Annotated in this window: 19 protein-coding genes; 8 read left to right on the top strand and 11 right to left on the bottom strand. The window is 39.6% G+C overall.

The window, feature by feature from the left end:
- Window positions 1-135: 135 nt before the first annotated feature.
- Window positions 136-900 carry a DeoR/GlpR family DNA-binding transcription regulator gene (locus ACZSMY_RS19165; protein ID WP_042528902.1) on the top strand — a complete coding sequence of 255 codons (765 nt, stop codon included), beginning with the start codon at window positions 136-138 and terminating at the stop codon, window positions 898-900.
- A 63-nt stretch (window positions 901-963) separates the two neighbouring features.
- Here ACZSMY_RS19165 and ACZSMY_RS19160 read toward each other — a convergent pair whose 3' ends face one another.
- The 6 genes from ACZSMY_RS19160 to ACZSMY_RS19135 form a co-directional block, all read right to left on the bottom strand.
- Window positions 964-1,545, bottom strand: coding sequence for a hypothetical protein (locus ACZSMY_RS19160; protein WP_193063693.1), 582 nt, complete (start codon window positions 1,543-1,545; stop codon window positions 964-966).
- Window positions 1,546-1,816: 271 nt separating this feature from the next.
- A complete protein-coding gene (locus ACZSMY_RS19155) occupies window positions 1,817-4,213 on the bottom strand; it encodes a penicillin acylase family protein (RefSeq protein ID WP_465148187.1) in 2,397 nt (798 codons plus the stop codon).
- Entirely contained in the window at window positions 4,210-4,476 is a 267-nt protein-coding gene (locus tag ACZSMY_RS19150; protein WP_465148186.1) for a hypothetical protein, read from the bottom strand. Before ACZSMY_RS19150 ends, ACZSMY_RS19155 begins: the two co-directional genes overlap by 4 nt.
- Window positions 4,466-5,389, bottom strand: coding sequence for an RsiV family protein (locus ACZSMY_RS19145; protein WP_465148185.1), 924 nt, complete (start codon window positions 5,387-5,389; stop codon window positions 4,466-4,468). Before ACZSMY_RS19145 ends, ACZSMY_RS19150 begins: the two co-directional genes overlap by 11 nt.
- Before the next feature lie 230 nt (window positions 5,390-5,619).
- Window positions 5,620-6,945 (bottom strand): 6-phospho-alpha-glucosidase, encoded by a 1,326-nt coding sequence (locus ACZSMY_RS19140; RefSeq protein WP_042528890.1) that lies wholly within the window; start codon window positions 6,943-6,945, stop codon window positions 5,620-5,622.
- Window positions 6,946-6,969: 24 nt separating this feature from the next.
- The gene (locus ACZSMY_RS19135) at window positions 6,970-8,559 is read right to left on the bottom strand and encodes an alpha-glucoside-specific PTS transporter subunit IIBC (protein ID WP_193063696.1); all 1,590 of its coding nucleotides are present in this window, start codon (window positions 8,557-8,559) and stop codon (window positions 6,970-6,972) included.
- A 151-nt stretch (window positions 8,560-8,710) separates the two neighbouring features.
- On the opposite strand from ACZSMY_RS19135, the gene ACZSMY_RS19130 reads away from it, so the two are divergent.
- The gene (locus ACZSMY_RS19130) at window positions 8,711-9,469 is read left to right on the top strand and encodes a MurR/RpiR family transcriptional regulator (RefSeq protein ID WP_465148184.1); all 759 of its coding nucleotides are present in this window, start codon (window positions 8,711-8,713) and stop codon (window positions 9,467-9,469) included.
- A gap of 113 nt (window positions 9,470-9,582) precedes the next feature.
- On the opposite strand, the gene ACZSMY_RS19125 is transcribed toward ACZSMY_RS19130, so the two are convergent.
- From ACZSMY_RS19125 to ACZSMY_RS19110, 4 genes are all read right to left on the bottom strand, one after another.
- Complete coding sequence (locus ACZSMY_RS19125; protein ID WP_465148183.1) at window positions 9,583-9,708, bottom strand: hypothetical protein; 126 nt, start codon at window positions 9,706-9,708, stop codon at window positions 9,583-9,585.
- A gap of 154 nt (window positions 9,709-9,862) precedes the next feature.
- Complete coding sequence (locus tag ACZSMY_RS19120) at window positions 9,863-11,065, bottom strand: aminotransferase class V-fold PLP-dependent enzyme (RefSeq protein ID WP_465148182.1); 1,203 nt, start codon at window positions 11,063-11,065, stop codon at window positions 9,863-9,865.
- A gap of 50 nt (window positions 11,066-11,115) precedes the next feature.
- Window positions 11,116-12,408 (bottom strand): aminotransferase class V-fold PLP-dependent enzyme, encoded by a 1,293-nt coding sequence (locus tag ACZSMY_RS19115; RefSeq protein WP_465148181.1) that lies wholly within the window; start codon window positions 12,406-12,408, stop codon window positions 11,116-11,118.
- The gene (locus ACZSMY_RS19110; protein WP_465148180.1) at window positions 12,392-13,786 is read right to left on the bottom strand and encodes a Na+/H+ antiporter NhaC family protein; all 1,395 of its coding nucleotides are present in this window, start codon (window positions 13,784-13,786) and stop codon (window positions 12,392-12,394) included. The genes ACZSMY_RS19115 and ACZSMY_RS19110 overlap by 17 nt, the downstream gene beginning before the upstream one ends.
- 300 nt (window positions 13,787-14,086) lie before the next feature.
- Between ACZSMY_RS19110 and ACZSMY_RS19105 the strand changes: the two genes are divergently transcribed.
- Entirely contained in the window at window positions 14,087-14,962 is an 876-nt protein-coding gene (locus tag ACZSMY_RS19105) for a LysR family transcriptional regulator (protein WP_465148179.1), read from the top strand.
- A 483-nt stretch (window positions 14,963-15,445) separates the two neighbouring features.
- On the opposite strand, the gene ACZSMY_RS19100 is transcribed toward ACZSMY_RS19105, so the two are convergent.
- Window positions 15,446-16,654, bottom strand: a complete 1,209-nt coding sequence (locus ACZSMY_RS19100) for a hypothetical protein (RefSeq protein ID WP_465148178.1) — start codon at window positions 16,652-16,654, stop codon at window positions 15,446-15,448.
- Between the two features lie 394 nt (window positions 16,655-17,048).
- Between ACZSMY_RS19100 and ACZSMY_RS19095 the strand changes: the two genes are divergently transcribed.
- The 5 genes from ACZSMY_RS19095 to ACZSMY_RS19075 are packed head-to-tail and all read left to right on the top strand — an operon-like array spanning window position 17,049 to window position 22,047.
- The gene (locus tag ACZSMY_RS19095) at window positions 17,049-17,918 is read left to right on the top strand and encodes a MurR/RpiR family transcriptional regulator (RefSeq protein ID WP_455725743.1); all 870 of its coding nucleotides are present in this window, start codon (window positions 17,049-17,051) and stop codon (window positions 17,916-17,918) included.
- Entirely contained in the window at window positions 17,909-19,060 is a 1,152-nt protein-coding gene (locus tag ACZSMY_RS19090) for an amidohydrolase (protein WP_465148177.1), read from the top strand. Before ACZSMY_RS19095 ends, ACZSMY_RS19090 begins: the two co-directional genes overlap by 10 nt.
- On the top strand, window positions 19,057-19,869 hold the full coding sequence (locus ACZSMY_RS19085; RefSeq protein ID WP_465148176.1) for a GNAT family N-acetyltransferase: 813 nt from the start codon (window positions 19,057-19,059) through the stop codon (window positions 19,867-19,869). Before ACZSMY_RS19090 ends, ACZSMY_RS19085 begins: the two co-directional genes overlap by 4 nt.
- Before the next feature lie 2 nt (window positions 19,870-19,871).
- The gene (gene menC / locus ACZSMY_RS19080) at window positions 19,872-20,978 is read left to right on the top strand and encodes an o-succinylbenzoate synthase (RefSeq protein ID WP_465148175.1); all 1,107 of its coding nucleotides are present in this window, start codon (window positions 19,872-19,874) and stop codon (window positions 20,976-20,978) included.
- Window positions 20,979-20,991: 13 nt separating this feature from the next.
- A complete protein-coding gene (locus tag ACZSMY_RS19075; RefSeq protein ID WP_465148174.1) occupies window positions 20,992-22,047 on the top strand; it encodes a YkvI family membrane protein in 1,056 nt (351 codons plus the stop codon).
- Window positions 22,048-22,265 lie beyond the last annotated feature (218 nt).

The raw sequence follows: 22,265 nt of genomic DNA, 5'->3' as shown, positions 1-22,265 counted from the left end.
ATTAATAACTATATACTTTTATACTTATGCATGTTTCATTCAATTTTTTGTAAAAACCGATTGATTATCCTGCAAATTATCCGTAAACTAGCTTTAAAGAATAGACTAATAACAACGTTACATGAGGAGGATAAAATGCTTCCAGTTGAGAGACAAAAGAAAATAATTGATTTGTTAACAGTTAAAAAAGTACTGAAAATGCCTGAGCTTCGGGAAGAAATGGGAATTTCTATTGATACATTGCGAAGAGATATCAGTGCGCTTGCCGAACAGGGAAAAATCAAAAAAATATACGGCGGCGTCAAATTGGCAGAACCAAAGTTTGGTGAAGTTTCCATGGAAGAACGCATGATCAGCCATCTAGAGGAAAAGACAGCAATTGCAAAAACATGCGATGAACATATCGAGGATGGAGACTGTATTTATTTGGACAGCGGTTCGACGACGTATCAAATTGCAAGATATATTAAAGAGAAACGAAACCTGACTGTCATTACAAACTCTGTCCCTGTCATACTTGAATTAATGAACAGCAATGTCGAGCTCATCGTTATTGGGGGAAAGGTCAGAAAGAATGAACGCTCTGTTGTCACCTATGATTATTTATTTAACTTTCATCAGTTAAACATACAAAAAGCATTCATCTGTGCAAGCGGCATTACAATGGAAAAAGGAATTTCGGATTACAATGTGGAAGAAGCGCTTGCCCGTAAAAAGATTATTGATATTTCTCATGAAGTCTATGTTGCTTCGGACAGTTCAAAATTTGGAAGGAATGTAACGGTGAATATTGCCGGACTGGATGAGGTTGATTATGTTGTGACGGATCAGAAAGTGAGAGAAGAGGTGATAAGGGGATTTGACGAGGTTAAGACAGAGTTGATTATTTCTAAGGAATAACTGAAAGCACCTATCAGCATGGAACGTCCAAATGCAATTTGATAGGTGCTTTTCCCCTGACTACTATTCTAATTCTCCAATCTCAGCTAAACAAGAATCCAGCACATCCCTATCCAGACTCTCCCAATCAAATTGCTCCATCAGCGTTTTTTCAGAACTTCCCTTAACAGCATCCTCTATTAACATAACATCATCATCCCCTATAGAAAATCTGGCGACGATATTCGTTTCTGTAAATAGCGTTTCCTCCTGTTGTCCCCATTCCTCCTCCAGCAGAGAAACATCCAGAACTTGAAAAGGAATTTCTTCAAAAAGCATATCTATACCGTCCCTCTGTAGACATGCATTTAATAAATCCGTTTTCATTTTATTATTCTGATTCAGCGGCTGCATATTCTCCCCCTCATCATTCCGCTGCTCTGCTATAGACGACGTCATATTCTTAAGTGGAAGGATACCGTTTTTCTCTGTCAAAACCATATAAAAACTGCTCGATACTAAAATAAAGCTAATGAATAATAAACTTGCTGTGCCAGGTGTAATTGCCTCTTTTTTTACAAAAAATAACCTGCTTACTACGACTGATAAATAGATGATGAATGCCATTAATCCTGCTGTAAGCAAAAGGATTGGCCAAATATCCATTGCTCTCTCCTTTCTCCTCGCATAAGTATGAGGGGAGTACTTTTATAATTTGCATCGATTAACCTACTACAATTATACTATAATACAGATTAATTATTTCATTATTTTCATAATTAAAGCCTTTGTGACCTTAAAAAACCACAGCACAAGGAGATTAAACCTAGTAATGTATCTATTTTTGATGATTTCCATCAACAAAAAATAATGACTCCTCCGTACAGAAACAGCTAGCGGAGGATCATTATTTTTCATTCTAATCGCTCATTCTATTTCATTCCTCTGGAGTCAACGTCAGCTCCAGACCCGAAGTCTCATCCATCCTCGTCTCATGATAATTCCCTTCCACCCAGTCGCTCATTTGATTCTGATACCATTCACTCTTGAAATGACCATCCTGACCTGGACCGACAATATGATACCCGGCATGCATATCGTTCGTATCTATTACAAACCGCCAGGAAGCACCGTGGTCGACCTCGCCTGTTTCGGAATGATAGCTGGCAGCCATGGGCGTCACGCCGCTTCCTCCAACGGGCAGAGCATCTTCACGATTAAAGAAAAATGCTAAAAATGGGCTGATGCCTGATAATGGGTGGTTAAATTGCACCTGATGATAATCACCCCATGTCCAGGCAGACATATCTTCTCCATGTTCCTCCGTCAGTTTTTCTACAGTTGTTTTCAGCGAATTGGCCAACACTTCTTCCAATCCGCCGTTTTCTTCTATCCATATGGAATCCTCTCCATGAAAAACTGTGCGCAGCAGATTTTCCGTTGCTTGGGATTGGGTGGAGAATAACCCCCGCATGGTGCCTGGTATTTCTTGACGGTAGATATGATTTTGAATTTCCCGCATCCAACGTTCAAAGATAAGCGGCTGCGGTGCGTCCTTATCCATAACAAAATCCCAGTCAGCCAATAATTGGACCGCATCCTGCTCTTGCTCTGTTAATGCTTCATCCGCTAGGACGTCTTGAAATAAAGGAACAAATTCCCGTGCTCTTAAGTCAGTCTGGTCCATTTGCAAATCCTGCATTTCTTCTATGGTGAAATCATCCCCTGATTCCAGTACCTCCGCAATCCGCTCATAGCGATAAGGCTGTGCCCACACGTTACTGATATGATAAGGATAATCATCTGGAGCAACCTTATTATTAGCCGTTGCAATAAAACCCTTCTCCGGATTAACAACCGAAGGCAATTCATCGAATGGAATAAAGTCCTGCCACTCATTCTCCGCTTCCCAGCCATTCAGCGGCAGTAAAGCATCTTTCCCATCTTCATAAACAGGGATTTTGCCATTTGCTTTAAAGGCAATCGTGCCATCATTCGATGCAAACACAAAATTCTGTGCGGGAACAAGAAACTTCTCCAGCCCTTCTTCAAATTCCTCCCAATCGGCAGCACGGTTCATCTCCATAATTGCCTCTAATTCGGTACTTGGATCCAATGCCGTCCATCTTAAAGAAAGCACGGTCTCCGCACCGGTATCTTCCGCAAATTCGGAAACAATGGGACCATGACGTGTTTCAGTCACTTCATAAGCAATGGTTTCTGCGTCTTTTACTTTGATGGGCTCTTCAATCATTACTGCTTCTTCCCATTCATCCTCGTATAAAAATTCATTTGGATTATCAGGGTTGCGCTTTTCAATATATAACTGCTGTACATCTGGACCTGTATTGGTCACGCCCCAGGCTATCTGTTCATTATGGCCAAGAATAATCCCCGGAACCCCGGCAAAAATAACACCGCCCACATTCAACCCGTCATGAGATTCTAAGTGCATTTGCAGCCAAATCGACGGAGTAGCGAGTCCAAGATGTGGATCATCTGCCAATAGCGGCAGGCCAGATGCTGTTTTATCTCCGCTGACCACCCAGTTATTACTGCCATTAAAAGGATGGGGAATTACCGCATTCTCAAAGCTCGCTGCAATATCCAGTTCATCCTCTTGGATGATTGTCGGCCTGTTTTCTGGATAAGCAGGGAATAATTCATATGCCTTTTCCGCGTCATATTTATTCAACAAATAATAATTAAAAGCCTGCTGCTCCCAGTGTCCGCCAAGATCAAACGCCATAAATTTTCCAATCGTTAACGAATCCACCGGCGTCCATTCTTCCGGTTCAAAGTCCATTAATGTGAACTCAATCGGCAGGCTGTTACTTTCCTTCGCTTCTTCCATATACGCATTTACTCCATCGGCAAAGGCTTCCAAAACTTCTATTGACTCATCCGTATACACTTCATACGATTCCTCCGCTGCTCTTCTTAATCCCAGCGTTCGGAAATACTTATCCTGATTGACCGCATCCTCCCCAACGACTTCACTCAACGTCCCCGATGCCTGCCTTCGAGAGAGCTCCATTTGAAACATTCGCCGATCTGCCTGAATATAGCCCTGTGCAATATATAAATCACGGGCGTTATCTGCTTGAATATGCGGAACCCCGTCTTCATCCGTTATCACCGTTACTTCCTTCTCAAGAATGGAAAGCTCCACCGTCCCCTCTGTGGTTGGCAGTGATTTATTTATGTATCCGTTTACAAACAAAGTAACAGCAAGACCCAGGACAACAATAAATCCTAATATACCGATTGATATTTTCTTTTTACTGAATCTTTTTTTCTTAGGTAATGTTTCGTAGACTTTCTTTCTCTTCACCAATTAATAAATCCCCCTTTGCAATGCACTGTTTCATGTCTCTCTTTAAAGAAAATCATAGCATGGTGGGTTAGGATGTCAAGACTGCTATAATCTGGAATAGATACAGCATGGTTTGTGTTGTATATAGATATGCTTGCTTTAGAAATAAATTCTCTTGAAAGATATACAAAAAGAGAACCAAACAAATTCACCTCTCCAACAAAGCTAACTGGCATTCTATTCTCCAGCCAATAGAATGCCAGTTTTTCATCAAAGTTCATTCAGTTCATCAAATGTTACCTCTACATCAAACACTCCGTAAGCATATGGTCCAAGCTCATAGTGCTCGTAATGAAAAATAATCGAATCTTCCGTTAGAATAAAGCGCTGAAAATTATCCCATTCCGGCTTTGTTGCCTCTTCCAGCATATCTAATTCCGGCCCCTCATTTTCCAGCTTATTATATATTAAATCAGCAAGATTACTAAGCCGGGATTCATTTTTCACAAAATCTTGTATCGATAATTCCCTTTGGTTCTTTAAATCATAATTAAAAGGATATTGATACGTATATGGAGGCGGCCCGCCAAAATCCATAACATGTCCAAACATAAAGGAGATATAATCATCCGTTACAGTCGGTTCCCAAAAATAAAGACTTTCTCCTCCTTCATACGAAATTTCTGCAAGCAGCTTCTCGTTTTCTTCAAATTCCGTCTCAAATTCTTCAAAATGCTTCTTGGCTTCCATCTCAATCGCTTTATCTGCTTCTTCTGTGCCAAACACGGGATATTCTGCAGAAATCTCAGCCCACTCCCCATGTTTTTCTACCTTTTCTATATCGTATTCTGTGGAAGTTGGTGATAGAAATGCTGCATCCTCCTGTTCTTCACCATTTGTTTCAGCTTCACCCGTTCCCATCTCTATGTCGGCTTCTAGCGTTTTCTCATCTGTCATGTCTTCCTTTAATTCTTCGTCTGCATCTTGGCTTTTAACATCAGCTTTATTTCCCTCTGGTTCTTCTGCTTTTTGGTCTGCATCATTTGATACTTCTTCTTTTTCCGTCACTGTTTCACGTGAATCATCCGCTGCAGCTTCCTGCGTCTCCTTGCTGGCATGATTATTATTGCTGCTGCATCCAATCAGCCCAAAAATAAGTATAGCAAGCCCTAGAATAATACATTTTCTCTGCATTACTTTTTCTCTCCCATATGATATATTGACTGTGGTTGAATTGAATATTCTGCTTTATTTAATAATACCTTTTATTTTACCATAACTAGACGTTCGGGCAGCAACTTTTTGGTGTATTGTAACTTTTCAATGATGAAAATGCGTACAGGCGAAAAAATTTAAAAGTCCGACAATACCACATAAAACAGGCAATAGGAGCGTCTCCACTCCTATTGCCTGTATGTCAGAAACTATTTCAACTCTGGCCAGAACGCTTTATTCGCTTCAATCAAATCATCTAAAATATCCTTCGCTACTTTGGCACTTGGCACGGTTTTAGATAAGGTGATTGCCTGCCATAATTTTTGATAAGAACCCTCTTCAAATGCTTCTACTACTAATTTTTCTACGCCTACCTGCTGCTCCATCAGGCTTTTTTGGAATCTCGGAATCTCGCCGACAACCAGTTTTTCTGGACCATTGCTGCCAACGATACAAGGAACCTCTACCATTGCAGTTGGATCAAAGTTAACGATGGCTCCATTATTTTCTACAATCATCAGCATGCGCTCTTTTGTATTAAAGGCAATTGCTTTTGCCAAGTCAACGATGTAGGAAGCATGATCATCCGTTTCAAGCCTGGTATCCTCCGCACTTCCTTTGTCAATGATTGCCTGACATTCTCCGAATACAAACTTCTCACGGCCCTCCATCACTTCATTCGCACGTGTATGGTTCTTATCGGAATGTGCTACTTCATAATCAGGGTATAAATAATATTTTAAATATGTGTTAGGTACTGTTGCTGCGTCTAATGCTTGTACATCTTTCGCCTTTTTAAATGTACTGTTCCAGCTCGCTTCTTCCCCAGGGATATCCTGTCCGCCCATGGTATATCCATACTTGCTGACATGCTCTGTCACCTGAGGCATCAAGCTGTTTCCTTCTTTATCACGAATATCTGTCCACCAGCCAAAGTGATTCAGGCCATAATAGTTTACCTCCATCTCTTTACGAGAGGACAAACCTAAGCTTTTGGCAATTAATTCTTCAATCCCGATTGGCATATCACAAATATTTAAAATCTTAGAATTCGGTCTTAATTTGCGAGTCGCCTCGGCAACAATGGCAGCCGGATTAGAGTAGTTCAGCATCCAGGCATCTGGAGAGTACTTTTCCATATAATCGACCAGTTCCAATACTCCCGGAATCGAACGCATTCCATAAGCAATTCCGCCAGGGCCACATGTTTCCTGTCCTACCACTCCATGCTTCAATGGAATTTTCTCATCCTGTTCACGCATCGCATATTTGCCGACCCGGATATGTGCCATTACAAAATCAACATTGGTAAATGCCTCTTCTGGATTGGTACTAGCCAGCAAACTCACTTCCGGCGCACGTTCTTTTAATAAAATCTCACATGCATCTGCAATTGTTTTTTGTCTGTCTCCATCATTATCATAGAGTTTGATTGTATCAATCGGGAATTCATCCAGATAATCCAGCAGCATCAAAATAATCCCCGGTGTAAATGTACTTCCGCCTCCAGCAATCGTAATGTTAAATTTTTTCATTTTAAAACGCCTCCTGATATATTTTTAAAGTTTTGTTTCAAAGGAATCTCTCACTTGCGGTACACTCAAGCCTACAATGACCTGTATACTTTGGCCGCTTTGAGCTATTCCATGAGCCATCTGATTTTTGGTAAAGTAATCATTTCCTTTGACCAAGTCAGGATCCTTTACTGTGACACGCAGACGTGTTGCACAATTGGTGACATCTTTAATATTTTCTTTACCGCCAAGTCCTTCTAAATAATAGACCGCCTTCTCTTCATATTCAGAATCATATGTTGCAGCTGCAATTTCTTGATTATCAGTCTCTTCTTCTTTTTTAGCATTTTGATAATCCTGTTTCGTGTACAATTTAGCCTCCTCATCCGTTTTCCGACCTGGCAAGGCAATATCGAACTTCAAAATAATCCACCTGAATAGGACAAAGTACAGTGCTACAAAGATAAACCCGATAATCGCTTGGACTATATAAATCCCTCCATGATTAGAAGAGAGCGGAATCCAGTTCAATGCTGCTATCTCAATAAATCCAGAACCCATCATTCCAACAACACCAAACATGTTCATAATCGTAACCATGGTCGCTCCAAGAAGCGCATGAATCACAAATAGGTATGGTGCGATAAACAGGAATGTAAATTCAAGCGGTTCAGTAATTCCTGCAAATACGGCTGTTAATGTGGCTGGCAATACAAGCGCAAGTACCTTCTTTCGGTTCGCTTTCGGTGTAGAATAGTACATTGCCAGCGCAATACCCAGACAGCCAAACATCTTAATATTTCCCTGCATTAAGAATCCATATGGATAAAGATCCTTTAATGCTGCAGTTGAATTGGCAAACTCATTTAAATGCGTAATCCAATATGGTTTTAACCCTTCATTGACAGCTGCCGGCCCATATTCAAACGGCGTATAGATAAAATGATGCAGCCCTGTAGGAATTAAAACGCGTTCCAGGAAATGAAACAGCCAAACACCGATATAGCCTGCCTGAGTAATGAATCCCTGTAAGGAACCAATCCCCTGTTGAACATATGGCCATACAAATGCAATAAGTAAAGCAAACGGAATCATAACGAAAAATCCAATAATGGTAACGAATACAAGTCCCTGGAAAATACCCAGCATATCAGGTAATTTCTTATCATAAAAACGATTATGAATCCAAATCACAATACCAGATATGGCAATAGCTCCAATGATATTTGTATCTAATGTAGGGATACCAGCAATCTCTTTCACACCTGTTAAATTTTCAACACCCTGGGATAAATCAACACCAAAGGTCGATGGCCAAAGTGTCAGAATCGCATTGATATAATTATTAAAAACAAGATAAACCATCAATGCCGCAAGTGTTGCACGTGCTTGCGCTTTCTTTGCAAGTGAAATCGGTAAACCAATCACAAAAGCCAATTCCATGTGATCAAAAATCGTCCACCCGCCACTTTCAATAATGGTCCAGATGTTATACCACATTGTTCCTTCTTCAGCGATACCTCCCATAATAGCGGGATTTTTAAATAATGTTGCCAGTCCGACAACAATACCGAAGAACGCAAATAAAAGAACGGGAACAATCATTGCACTGCCAAACCGCTTGATTGCATTCATGAACAAAAACTCCTTTGTTTTAATCTCTAATTCCAATATATAGGGAGCGCTTTCAAATTCCAATAGGTTTGACGCATTCAGAAATAACGTAGTAACATTAGATTATATTTTCATAGAATGAAAACATTTTCATTACAAGGAGATGAATCAAATGATTCTGGATAAATTGGTGAATGAATACTATGAGGACTTGAATGAGAATGATTTGCATATCATTAATACAATTCACAACCATATTGATGAAATGAAAGCAATGAAAATTCAGGACTTGGCAGATTATGCCCATACCTCTATCTCTTCCATTCATCGGCTGGCTAGAAAAATTGGTCTAGACGGCTACAGCGATTTGAAAGCGTATATTAAATTAAATATTTACACTGAAGATACTTCCAAGGATTTAATGGAATTGCTGAACCAAGATATACAACAGACCATGAAATATATGGAACAGTTAAATTTCCACAAATTAAATGAGTTGATCGACGAAGCAAGTTTTATTTATATTTATGGTACGGGGACGGCTCAGCAGGATATAGCCAATAACGTACAAAGACAGTTATGGTCTCTCCATAAGAAGTCTCTCATATTGCGAAGTGAACGAGACTTAACAGACGGCATTGATGAATTTGGCGAAGACGATCTTATATTTATTATTTCTCTATCTGGAGAATCAAAAAATCTGGACGAAATCATCCATATGATTAAAACAAGAAATATTAAATATATCAGCGTAACGACATTGCGAAATAATTTACTGGCACAAAATGCAATGTTTAATATCTATGTAAACAGCACACCGTTTTATTTATATAACAAGGTGGACAACTCCAGCTTTCTTCCTTTTCATATTGTTTTTGATATTATTGTCCGTAAATTTAGCGAGTGGAAGATGGAACAAACAGAGGACTAATCGGTTATTTTTTAGAAAAGCGCAAAAGAAAAGCCTCTCATCTACCTAACAAGCCTTAGATAGATGAGAGGCTTTGCGATAAAAAGAAATCAGTTTTTAAAGTAATAAATGCATTACAGCTTCACAATAGCCTTCGTTATGCCATATTCACCATAATTCTCTAAAATAGCTGGCACTTCCTCTAGACTCAGCGTATGCGAAATCAGCGGTGTAACCTGCATTTTTTGTTGATTTAACAAGGAAACAACATCCTCTACTGTAAAAGGATTGATAAAGGAACCTACCATTTTTAACTCTTTGCTGAACGAATAAATATTTTCATACTAATAACAATACTGCAAGCGTCTTTAACTGTTAAAACTCAGAAAATAGACGTTTGATTATTACTATGAGTTACTCTCTCTTCCCGAGATTTGCTGTCTCCAACACTAAAAACTCTTTCACTGTATCCAGAAAAACCTTTATATCTTCTTCTTTTGTGTAGTAATGTACTGAAACGCGTACACCACCAACACCAGTTGAACATCTCAAGGAAACATAAATATTTTTGTTCTTTAAAAACTTAATCAGTCTCCTCTCTTTTTCCACACTATTATTTTCCAACCCAAAATTAAAAGCTACGATAGAAGATAAATGTTTATCTTTTCTTGAACCACTTATGATGACACCCAGTTTTTCCAATCCGGCACCAAGTATTTTATTGAGGTGATGTATTTGGCTTTCTACATGTTTCATTCCGACATTTTGTAAGACTTCGATGCTTTCAGACAGACCCATGGCACCCAAATAATTGCCATAACCACCAATTTCAAATACTGACGCAGCTTTATTCATTTCGTATTCATCAAATGGGTGTCTGCGAGGGTCCTCCAAATAAGTTAAATAGTCATCATACTTGTCCGGTACATCAATGTCAAAATACGAATAATAAATAGGGCGCAGATGTTTTAAATGTTCCTTTTTGATATACAGAAACCCCATGCCAAACGGATTGCACAGCCACTTCTTTCCGCCAGCGCAATAAAAATCCGCCCCGATATCTTTCACATCTACCCTGAAAGCGCCGACTTCTTGTATACCGTCCACGATATAATAGCATCCATATTCTTTAGCCAGTTTCCCTATTTCTTTTACATCTGCGCGGAAACCATTGATTTCCTGAACAGATGCGAGCAAAATGACTTTTGTATTCTTGTCAATGTATTCCTTAAAGTCTTCAGCAGTAACAATGCCGTTTTTTGTTTTCACTTCTCTAAGTTCGAAGCCGATTTCTTCCTTTCTTTTATGCCAACAGACAACCGAAGCCTGATACTCCAGGTCACAAATTAATACATTATCTTCTTTCGTAAGCGGCAGACTGCTTGCTAAAATTCCAAGAGCGTGTGATGTGCTTTGTACGAGAGCAACCTCCTCTACACCGCAATTTATATACGCTGCTACTTTTCCCCTGGCTTTTGCCATACTATTCTGAAGCGTGTGCACAAGTGCTGTCGTGTTGCTCGAATCTTTATATAATGAAGTGAATTTTTCAGCAACCTCTAACACACTAGGTGGTACTATACTTGTTGCGGCATTATCCAAATATACTTTTTTCATTCAATCCTCCTCTATGATTGCACAAGATGCTATTCTTATTTATAAAAAATCTATTTCCCTGCAAATGTCTCTGCTATTTCTTTAGTTATTTTCAGAAATTCATCAATATCCTTGGCATCATGGCAATGTAAAGGAGATACGCGAACTGCACCTGTAAGACCAATTGCCTCTACAATTCTTTTAGAAAATATGCTGGTATTAACACGGTCATATACAGTAACCCCAAGTTTCTGGTATTCTATTACACATTGTTCAGGATCCAATCCATCAATACCCATAGCTATAATCAAGTCCCTATTTGTTAATTCTTCTGTATCCACATATACTTGCACACCGGAAATATTTCTCAATCCTTGGACTTCTTCTGTTCCGTTAAGCATTCTGTTTAGTAATGCTCTCTCCTGCAGATGTATTCTTTTCATGCCATTCTTAAACAGTTCTCTGCGGTCTGTCTCTTCTGTAAAATTACTGCCCAGCCAGCATACATAATTCACTACCTCCGTAATGGCTGCAAAATTGGACGGAGCTGGTGAGCCTAGCTCCCAATCCACCGCTGACTTTCCAAGAATTTTGCGATGCGGGAGCTTAGCAATCCTGTCAGATACATAGGCAAAGCCGCTCCCCCGCGTCCCAAAGAATTTATAAGGCGCAAAATTAACCCCGTCCAGCTTTAATTTTTCCACGTCTACAATCCCATGGGGCACATGCTGTACTGCATCCGTGATAATGTAGATATCAGGATTTATTTCTCTCACCGCGTGTACAATTGTTTCAAGATCCATAATAGCGCCGGAAATATTGGAAGCATAAATAATGTTCAGTAGGCATGTATTTTTATCTACTTTTTTCAATATCTCTCCCACATCAATGCCGCCATTTTTTTTATTTGCAGGTACAACTCTAAATTCCTTCCCCGTTTTTTCACAAAAACACTTCACGGAGTCGTATGCAGATGGATGCTCTAGCTCTGTTACAACAGCATTCGATCCCTCTGCATTTTCAAGTACCGTCTCTACCATCTGAAACATGGTTTGAGAAGCTGTCAATTCTGTAATCAATGCCCCGCTTTTAGCACCAAAGATGACTTCCATGATATCTTTCGTCCCTTGTGCTTGGAAGTCTTTCAAAAATTTTGCTCTGTAGTGGTTCCTTTCAGGGCAGTCAGGATAAGCTTCCAATTTTTCTCTTGCCTGTACACTTTCTTTTAATCTGAGCGATCCACCCGAATTTTCAAAAAATAGTCTTTTACCTTTTTCAGGATCTTCATCTACGTAGTAAAATTTTTCTTTTATTTCCTTTTGTAATTTCTCATCAAAATAGATTCCCTCATTTAAGTAACTCAACTTTATTCACTTCCTCTATCTCTTTTTGATTTTCAAATTTTCTTCCAATGCCGGTAATAATGCTTAATAAAAATAAAAGGATGAGCGCCATACAATGAAATGTATAAGGAATAACATCCATAAACCCAAACCCTTCTCCAACCGCACCACTGGAGATAGCCAACCCCATCGCAACCAGAAAAGAAGGATTATAAGGCAACATACCGGATATTCCTGTACTTAATCCATCCATGATATTGGCTCCCCTAGTCCGGTGCAGATTATAATTTTTTGCTAATTTACGAACGAATGGTCCAACGAAAACAATATTTGGTGCACTTCCGCTCAATGCCAGGTTTCCGGAAATGGTTATACCAGCAATCCTCAATTCTGCTCCTTTCGGAGTTTTGCTTGCATGCATCAATTTTTTCACAAGTTCTTCAAAGACACCGCTTCGTTCCATAACTTCTAAGACAGTAAACAGTAAAATAACAAACAAGGTAATGCCCATCATCCCAGATAGGCCTTCTGCAATTGGTCCTTCAGCTGAAAACATTGAAGCAAAACTAACAAATCCTAAACTTAGATTAATTACTATACCAAGCAGAATAGAGACAATTAAAGTGGAAATCAAATCCCATCCTTTTAACATCAATGCAATCAGAGCAACCAGAATTAAGAGTAAAATGAGTGTCGGCGCATAGGCACTATCCACTCCCGCTGATGCGGCTACAGAAGTATCAGTTGTATTGAAACCAACAATGACAAACAAAATACTTGCAATTGTTCCGCCTATCATGGAATATGGCAATCTTGTCTTTACCACATCCTTTATTTCAGCTTCCTGGGTTAAAGCCGATGCAATCGTCGTGTCAGAAATGGGGGCAAGATTATCACCCAAAATACTACCGCTAATAATTGCCCCCATTACTAAACCAGGGTCACAGCCAAGCCCGACTGCCAATGGCAGCATAATCGGGGTAACCGCAGTTACTGTGCCACCAGTAGTACCACAGGATGTGGATATCAATCCACATGTTAAAAATGCCATTAGTGGAATCAACCCTGCATTTAAATCAACTTGGTTTGCCAACCACAGCAAGCCATTAATCAAACCACTCTGAATCAAAAGCTGCGATAGAACACCTGCCAGCAGAAAAGCCAAAATAATTACGCCTAGTGTGTCTTTTTTAAAACTTCCCAGTACAGCTTCTTGAAACAACTTCTTATCTTTTGTGAAAATAAATGATGCAGCTAGCGCGAAGAAAGCCCCTACACTAAAAACAATAATAGATACATTGCCCGTGAGCACCATAATTACCATATACCCAATAAGAATGACAATAGGCAGCCATGCACCAAATGTGCCAAAATGAAACCTCATTTTTCTTATTCCCATTATTTTCCTCCTCATAAATTTGTGTATCCATGGTTAGCTTTTGATTTGGCGCCAAAAATTGCCTGACCACGTCAGTAACTATCTGTAAATCGTTCATTTTTAAGTTGTCAATATGAACGGCTTACATCATTTTTAATTAAATAAGATTCACAAGAAAACGCTTTCCTATTAAACAATATGAACTCCTTTCAGTTCTTACATCTACCCTACATAAAAAATAAATCTTTGGAAAGAAGGAATTGTCGTGATATAATAATTGAAAATTTGCTATTTTAGCTAAGTACACATATGGAGGTAAGCATGGATCAAAATGATATTGAGACTTTTCTAGCCATTGTGGAAACAAAAAGCATCTCCAAAGCCGCAGAGGTTTTATTTCTAGCTCCTACGACCGTTGGAGCTAGATTGAAGTCTTTGGAAGAAGAATTGGGTTTTCCTTTAATCATCCGCCGGAAAGGGCAAAAAGAAATGGAACTAACACAAAGGGGGGCTTATTTCATCTCCTATGCTGAACAGTGGCAGAAACTGTGGCAGGATTTACAGGTTTTAAAAGATAAAGAGGAATCTCTTCAGCTGAAAATTGGCAGCATAACCAGCTTGACTACACATCTGCTTACACCTTTATTTACGAAGTTTGCTGAAAAAAACCCTTCCATAGATCTGAAAATTCAAACCTTGGATACAGACGTTGCCTACGGACTCGTGCAAAAACGGAATATAGATATGGCTTTTGTTTTACAGGAACTATCATTTAGCGATATAGAAACTATTCATGTCATCAGTGAGCCACTGGTATTGGTTTCAACGCAGGATCTTCAATTTCCGGAAACAATAAAAAATATAGATGAACTCCCCGCTAAATACGAATTGTTTGTAAATTGGGGGCCACCATATCTTAACTGGTACGAAAACAAGATGAATAGAATCATATCTCCCCGTTTTTATGTCAATACGATTCCTTTGCTCTTGGATTTATTTCAAAAAGACGGTTCCTGGACTATTGTTTCCGCTTCTATCGCAAAGCAGCTTAAAAAGAAAAAGCAAGCCATTATTAGCCATTTCGAAATCCCACCTCCTGAAAGAAAAGGTTATCTCATTGTAAATACCTCTCCGCGGGAGGAGATAAAACAAACTGTTTTGCAATTCCAAGATATGATGGAAAGTCACTTCGACTAATTAGGTAAAGAAGGACTAGATTTTTACTTATTTGTAGGACGTTATTCAGAAAATACCAATTAATTTGTTTATTCCAAAGAAATTTGAGGATTGAACAAAAAAGAGCCCTCTTGGTATGCAGGGTGTCATTGCAATGACACCCTGTATTATACCAAGAAGGGCTCATCAATGAATTATAATCAAAATCACACAGTTTTAAATTTATTTCTAAAGGCTCTCTTTTTGTAATAAACTTAAATGATTCAGAGAAAAAACTTATACCTTATAAACTGTGATGAGACAAAATGAAATATAAACTAATGTACTTCATTTTGCCTGCTAGTAAGAGCTATAATTCAGTTCAAGTCTAATCTATTATTTAAAAACATGAAAACAATTACAACACCTATCTGTTTTCACTTAAAAAACGATAATATAATTATCTCGCTTCATTGTAAAATGTCGGAACTATCTTTTCTATTAAAAGTCTCCTCTCTTTTTATATCATTTCGTCAGTGATTCCTTCTCTTTATCTTCATCCTCTTCATTCTCTTTTTTCTTCTTCAGCTGTTCATGACGCTGTCGCTGACGATAGCCATACGTCGCATTCAGCACAACATCCTCATCCTCTAACGCTGTACCAAGCGCACCGATTACCGTGGATACACTGGCAGCAATCCATGCAATATAGAAATAATTAATTAAGCCAGGGTCACTCGTAAGCTGCTCCTCCAGCATTCCCATTGGAATAAAAACAAATACGCCGACAAGGAATAAACAGAACAGCATGACATAATAAATACAAACGGTAATCAATAAAGTTAAAAATGTTATTGCGTTATAAAGCCTCCGTGTATAATCATTACTCTGATCCCGCTTCCTCTCCCATAATCGGTGAATCAAAATAATCCATAGCGTCATTGCTATGACAGAAAATATAGTAAGCAGACACATCCTTAAAATCGTATAATGCTCACTTAACAGCCACAATGTCGGAAAAACCAACGCATAAGAACCCGTGGCAAAAGCAATAGTCAGGATTTTCAAAAATGCGGGAAACATATTCCATGGACGATTTGCGCGCACCATTCCACCCATTAAGCGGATAGAAATACTGCCTCCACACCCTACTGTAAAACGAACATCCATATAATCTTCTTCCCTATCATCCGGTGCTTCACGCTTGATTGGGGATAGCCAACCAAAAAATTTATTCGTCATCAGGTTTTTAGAGTCATCTATATCTACGTCCTTGTGCTTGCTGCGCTTTGATTCAATCCGCTCTGCAGAACGCTCTCTTGCCTCATCTGAGCTCCCATAATACATTTCGTTGACCAGCTGCATGATAGATTCCCGCAAACGTCTGATCATTAAAGTAGAACCGAAGCTGGGCATGCTGATCAATGCAATATTTTCATCTTCATTTGCTTCTGCAACAATCATGCGCTTTTCTATAAACAAAGGAATGTCAGTTAAACAAATAGCATAATCCCATTCCTTTTCTTCTTTCTTCTTCTTGGTAGCTTCCAGTATTTCCTTTGATTCGGCGCCACCGCCAATCAAGGGATCTTCTATATAATCAATTTTCCAATCGATTTCTTCTTTTACATAATACTCCAATAAAGACGGTAATTCCTCTCGCAGTCTTGCCCCTATTTCATTTGGATAACCTGGTGCAGTTATTAGACCGATATATCTTGTTGTTTCACTCAAATTAGATTCACCTCGATTTATTTTTTGTTGTTTTTGCATATCTATGTACTTTTAGCCGAAAAATGAAATGTTTAAACCCTCCACTTATCAAACAAGATGATTAGGACGCTTCTATGATTTTATCTACAATGTTAATACGTATGAATTATTTCTTAGTAAATGCAACTTTTTAAAAGTATGAACGACGTATTAAAAATCACGAAAAAACAGTTTCTCTTTCTATCAGATAAGTATTGCACTTTTTTCTCCAGCTTCATTGCCAAGCAACTATACTGTCATAATAATGTTTCTATATTATTTTTTCTGAAAATTACTTGTTATCCTTTCTTATTTATGATATGGTTTTAAAAAGTTTAAACTTCTTTTTTATTCAAAATGAAGGAGGGACTTCTTTTTGGAAGATATCCAGCCAATTAAAGAGTTAATCGAGGCTCATTTTAATGCTTTATCAAAGAAACAACAGAAGGTAGCAAACTTCGTGTTAAATAACCCAACCTTTGTCGGGACACATTCTGCAGCTGAAGTTGGAAAGAAAGCTGAAACAAGTGAAACAACTGTTATCCGCTTCTGCTATGCGCTTGGACTCGAAGGCTATGCCGAACTGCAGAAAAAGATTACCTTATTTGTTTTTAATCAAAATACAGTCAGCACACTTGGGAATTATTTTTCAGCAAAAAAGAAGCTGTTTAATGATCAGCATCTCATTGAGAAGGCGATGCAAAAAGATATCACTCAAATTGACAGAATTGCTGAACAAATAGATAAAGAATTATTTTATAAAGCAACACAACAATTACATGAAGCAAAAAATATCTATATTATCGGGGCTGGCGCATCACAATTCCCGGCTCATTGGCTCCATTTCACCTTAAATATTTTACGGCCAAATGTATCCATTATTCATACAGAAACGCCAGAGCTTATCCGGACAATGCAGGAAATAGATGAAGATGATGTCGTCATCACAATCTCCTTACACCGTTACTTTAAAGAACCCATTCATATTGCGGAGACGCTTCATAAACGCGGAATAACAGTGCTTGCCATAACCGATTCTAAGCTGGCGCCGATTCAAAAACATTGCTCCTATGCTTTTGTATTGGAGCAAACAGAGAAATCAACCATTGATCTGATGCCATCACTTATTTCCTTCCTTAACTTAGTAGTAACTGGAATGATGACATTTGACCCGGATTATTATGAGAAGCAGCGCGTCAATTATGATGACTTTAATCATACTTTTATTTCTGATAAATGGAGTTGAGAAAATTGATAAAACAACAATTAGCCGAACGTTTACAGCAGATTTTTGAACATTTGCATAAGCACCCTGAAATAAGCTGGAATGAAGTAGAAACCACAGCATATCTTGTGGATTTTCTGCGCAGCGAGGGGTTGGATCCGCAAACGTTTCCTGATATGACCGGATTATATGTAGACATTGGAAAAGGAACTCCCACAGTTGGATTCAGAACGGATATAGATGCATTATGGCAAAAGGTTAATGGAGTATTCCAGGCGAACCATTCCTGCGGCCATGATGGACATATGACTGTAGCGCTCGGTGTCGTTCTTTTATTAAAAGAGCTGGAGCCAACATTATCCGGAGCGGTTCGTATCCTTTTTCAGCCGGCAGAAGAAAAAGCACAGGGTGCAAAAGCTTTTGTGGATCAAGGTGTTGTGGATCCGCTCCAATTTCTATTTGGAGCACATGTCCGGCCACTGATTGAATTAGAGGACGGCACCTACGCTCCAGCACTATATCATGGAGCAGCGAAGCTTTTCACAGGAGAAATTCATGGCGTTGAAGCGCACGGTGCAAGACCAGAACAGGGAGCCAATGCGATTGAAGCAGCAGGTGCGCTGATTGATGGACTCAAGCGTATTTGGATTAGCCCTGCTGAATCAGCCTCCATTAAAATGACTCAAATACAGGGAGGCGGTGCTTCAACAAATATTATTCCAGGAAATGCTTCCTTTAGCATCGATGCCCGTGCTCAAACCAACGAAACCATGGAGGCTCTGACAGCCGGATTTGAAAAAGCAGCAGGCGCGGTAAGTACACTATACGATGTTTCCATTGATTACAATGTAGATGCCCATATCGTCGCAGCTCAAGTAAGTGATACAGCAAAATCCATTTTGGAGCAAGCTATTATCAATGTAGCTGGAGAAGAAAATTGTGCGCCGGACGTGGTGACACCAGGCGGAGAGGATTTTCATTTTTATACGTATTCCAAGCCTGAGCTGCAGACAACGATGCTTGGTCTCGGATGCGGCGTCACACCGGGGCTCCACCATCCAGAAATGACATTCAATCAAAAGCACCTGCCAATCGGAGCAGAAATTATCACACAGGCGCTTGTCCTAGCACTACAACAAACAGAAAGAAGCGATACAAAATGATTCAATGTAAAGAACTAAAAACAATGGCCGAGATGGAACAAATGCAGGAGCTGGAGGGAAGGATTTGGGGAATGGCTACCATTCCCACCCATCAGACGCTTACAGCAGTCAAAAATGGCGGCATCATGGTCGGTGCTTATGCTGACGATCAATTAGTCGGCTTCAGCTATGGGTTTGCAGGCTTCGATAACGGCAAAAGCTATCTATGCTCTCATATGCTTGGTATGGATCAAGCATACCGTTCTCAAGGCATTGGAAAAATGCTGAAACAAAAACAGCGGGAGATTGCTATCCGTAAAGGCTATGACATGATGAAATGGACATATGATCCTTTGGAGACACGTAATGCCTATCTTAATCTAACAAAACTAAACGGCATGTGTAACACCTATATTGAGAATTGTTACGGCAATATGCAGGATGGTTTTAATAAAGGACTCCCTTCAGACCGCTTTGAAATCCATTGGCATTTGAAAAGTCCACACGTGGTGGAGCAGCAATCCGTAAATACAGAAAATGCAACGGCTCTGAACACGTTACCCTTTAATCAGGAAGGTTTGCCCGTTTTCACGAAAGAGAAGGAACCGCTTGAATTGACGGAATATTCCTATTCCGTTCGTGTGCCAAAGGATTTTCAAGGACTGAAAGCAGCAAGTCAAGAGCTCGCCATGGACTGGAGACTAAAGACACGAGAGCTGTTCCAAAATCTCTTTGAAGCAGGTTACGCAGCTATACGGTTAGAACCCTATGAAAATTATGGGGAATACATTTTTGTAAAAAAAGATATTTTAGATCTTGGAGGAAAATAACGATGAAAATCACAGAAGTCACTGTTCGTCATTTACAAATGAAACTAAAAGCTCCTTTCACCACCAGCTTTGGCACATTTAAAAATCGAGATTTTTTATTACTGGAAGCAAAGGATGCGGATGGAACCGTCGGCTGGGGAGAATCCGTCGCATTCCATGCCCCATGGTATAACGAAGAAACCCTGCAGACCAACTGGCATATGCTGGAGGATTTTTTAATCCCGCTTATCCTAAATAAAGAATTAAAGCACCCGGATGAAGTTAATGAAATCTTTGCTGCTATCCGAAAAAACAACATGGCAAAGTCTACCCTCGAAGGAGCTATCTGGGATATTTACTCACAACAAACCAACCAATCCCTTGCTGAAGCGCTGGGTGGCAGAAAAGAAAAGATTGAAGTCGGCATCAGTATCGGCATCCAAAAATCCATTGAGGATCTTATCGCTTTAGTAGACGGCTATATCAAAGAAGGCTATAAACGCATGAAAGTAAAAATCAAGCCTGGCTGGGACATCGATGTGATCCGTACATTACGCGAGAAATTCCCGGACACAGCAATTATGGCAGATGCTAACTCCGCCTACCGTTTAGAGGATACCGAACTATTAAAACAGTTAGATGCCTTTGACCTGACCATGATTGAACAGCCCTTGGCATCTGACGATATTATCGATCATGCAAAATTACAAAAGGAACTCCAAACACCGATTTGCTTAGACGAAAGCATCCACTCACTGGAAGATGCACGAAAAGCAGTTGAACTGGGAAGTACAAAAATTATTAATATCAAAATCGGCCGTGTCGGCGGCTTAACCGAAGCGAAGAAAATCCATGACTATTGCGCAGCAAATGATATTCCAGTCTGGTGCGGCGGTATGCTGGAATCAGGAATTGGCCGTTCTCACAATATCGCTTTAACAACACTGCCAAACTTTATTTTACCGGGGGATACCGCTGGTTCCAGCCGCTACTGGGAAAAAGATATCATTGCTCCGGAGGTTGTTGCAGAAAATGGATATATCACCGTCCCGACAAAAGCTGGAATCGGTTATGAAGTAGATCGGAAAGCTGTAGAAGCCTATACCGTGGTTAAGAAAGATTATAAATAAGGGAGATAATCAGATGAAAAAGAGTTTTCAAATAGGAAGTGCTTTTGTTGGTCTTATTGTTGGAGCCGGGTTCGCTTCAGGACAAAAAGTCATGCAATACTTCACCAGCTTTGGTATATGGGGTACAGTTGGCGGGATTGTCGCCACCCTCCTCTTTATCTTTCTAGGATTCACCTTTGCCCAGCTGGGAACAGACTTGCAGGCAGCTTCCCATAAAGGGGTAATTTACCATATCGGCGGACGTTATATCGGGGCGATATTGGATATTTTAATTACCTTCTTCCTTTTCGGAGTAGCCGTTGTTATGTTTGCAGGCTCCGGCTCTACTTTTGAGCAGATGTTTGGCATCAATACCATTGCAGGCAGCATTATTATGGTAACTTTAACTATATTGACATTGCTATTAAATACACAAAAGATTATCGGAATCATTGCAGCAATTACACCTTACTTGATTGCGATTATCTTTATCATCTTGGTCTATTCCATTTTCACCACGGATTTATCTCTGGCTGAAGCAGATGCAATCGCCAAGGAACAAGCTTCTGCCGCACCTAACTGGTTGTTAAGCGCCTTCCTCTATGTATCTTATAATCTGGCAGCAGGAGCAGCATTACTGATTGTCATGAGCGGAGGCGTGAAAAACCGAAAAGTTGCAGGCTGGGGAGGTATTTTGGGAGGAATCATGCTTGGCGGATTGATTATTCTTATTCATATCGGGATGTTCATGAAAGTAGATGTTGTGGCAGGAATGGACATGCCAACACTTGCCTTAGCAGAACAAATCCATCCATTTATTGGTATTCTGATGGCTATTGCACTGCTTGGCATGATGTATAATACAGCAGTTGGTATGTTCTACTCCTTTACGGTACGATTTATCGCACCTGATAGCAGAGCCTATAAGCCTGCCGTTGTGATTATTGGGTTACTTGGTTTTGCAGCTAGCTTAGTCGGTTTTACAACGCTTGTCGGCAAAGTATATTCTACGATGGGGTATTTAGGTTTTGCTTTGATTATTGCAGCAATTATTGCTTGGTTTCGAAGAGGGGTTACCCGTGTTTCTTAAAACTAAAAGTATGTATACAGGAGCATGTGCTATTTTTACTTTTGATTTTTTTTATTTAGCCGTCTATCTTTATAGACGGCTTTTTTGTTTTAGCTGTAGGATTTTATTAACTCTTACTGCGTCACCTTTTTTCTCCCGTCTTAAAATAAATCTCTTTTAAATGCTTGAACAAGAAATCCTTTAGAATAAACAAAAGATACTGGTTGGCTTTCAAGAAA

The organism is Oceanobacillus sp. B139/18, assembly GCF_055524595.1.
Note: the sequence above shows the minus strand (reverse complement) of the source record. Positions and strands in the feature narration are given on the sequence as shown.

Bases quoted from the DNA above. Each gene is read 5' to 3' on its own strand.
- ACZSMY_RS19165 (WP_042528902.1), top strand. From the start codon at position 136: ATGCTTCCAGTTGAGAGACAAAAGAAAATAATTGATTTGTTAACAGTT.
- ACZSMY_RS19160 (WP_193063693.1), bottom strand. From the start codon at position 1,545: ATGGATATTTGGCCAATCCTTTTGCTTACAGCAGGATTAATGGCATTC.
- ACZSMY_RS19150 (WP_465148186.1), bottom strand. From the start codon at position 4,476: ATGAACTTTGATGAAAAACTGGCATTCTATTGGCTGGAGAATAGAATG.
- ACZSMY_RS19145 (WP_465148185.1), bottom strand. From the start codon at position 5,389: ATGCAGAGAAAATGTATTATTCTAGGGCTTGCTATACTTATTTTTGGG.
- ACZSMY_RS19140 (WP_042528890.1), bottom strand. From the start codon at position 6,945: ATGAAAAAATTTAACATTACGATTGCTGGAGGCGGAAGTACATTTACA.
- ACZSMY_RS19135 (WP_193063696.1), bottom strand. From the start codon at position 8,559: ATGAATGCAATCAAGCGGTTTGGCAGTGCAATGATTGTTCCCGTTCTT.
- ACZSMY_RS19130 (WP_465148184.1), top strand. From the start codon at position 8,711: ATGATTCTGGATAAATTGGTGAATGAATACTATGAGGACTTGAATGAG.
- ACZSMY_RS19120 (WP_465148182.1), bottom strand. From the start codon at position 11,065: ATGAAAAAAGTATATTTGGATAATGCCGCAACAAGTATAGTACCACCT.
- ACZSMY_RS19110 (WP_465148180.1), bottom strand. From the start codon at position 13,786: ATGGGAATAAGAAAAATGAGGTTTCATTTTGGCACATTTGGTGCATGG.
- ACZSMY_RS19105 (WP_465148179.1), top strand. From the start codon at position 14,087: ATGGATCAAAATGATATTGAGACTTTTCTAGCCATTGTGGAAACAAAA.
- ACZSMY_RS19090 (WP_465148177.1), top strand. From the start codon at position 17,909: ATGGAGTTGAGAAAATTGATAAAACAACAATTAGCCGAACGTTTACAG.
- ACZSMY_RS19085 (WP_465148176.1), top strand. From the start codon at position 19,057: ATGATTCAATGTAAAGAACTAAAAACAATGGCCGAGATGGAACAAATG.
- menC (WP_465148175.1), top strand. From the start codon at position 19,872: ATGAAAATCACAGAAGTCACTGTTCGTCATTTACAAATGAAACTAAAA.
- ACZSMY_RS19075 (WP_465148174.1), top strand. From the start codon at position 20,992: ATGAAAAAGAGTTTTCAAATAGGAAGTGCTTTTGTTGGTCTTATTGTT.